General features: G+C 36.6%; 1 protein-coding gene. It reads right to left on the reverse strand.

Annotation, left to right across the window (positions count from 1 at the left end; all coding sequences use genetic code 11):
- On the reverse strand, positions 1–482 hold a 482-nt coding region (locus AC1DIP_RS22270; RefSeq protein ID WP_477735123.1), incomplete at both ends, for a hypothetical protein.

Consider the following 482-nt stretch of genomic DNA (forward strand, 5'->3'; position numbering starts at 1 on the left):
TTCTTGAACAGGTTTAATATCTTTTTTAGTTGAGAACTTGGCTTTAATATTTTTTATAAAATTAACAGTAGAACGCCACCACGATTTTTTTTCTGAAAAGTCATTATTTTTTGACTGCTCTTTTTTCTGCAATGGATGAACTGTGAATGAAGCAACATCAACAACTGCAACACCYCTCAACAMCCTGACAGCCCTTGCATCTTCTCTTGCCTTGTCTCTGATCGCTTGGTCACGTTTGCGTTGTTCCTGMCCTTCTTTWGWACGCCATTTYTTRCGTGATAGGTTCTGCATCGGCGGGCGATCTAGTTCAATAGCTTTTGCTAAATATAAAATAGACTTGTCAAAATCCTTTGCATCTTCTGCTTTTTTAGCTAAATCGATCATTATGTTTTTTTGTTCTTCTAGCGTTCTATGACTTACACGAGATTTTAAGCCAGCATTTTTTAAATGCTTATTTTGAACTCTTGCCCATTGTTTACGCC

This window comes from Pseudarthrobacter sp. 05T312, from assembly GCF_056396685.1.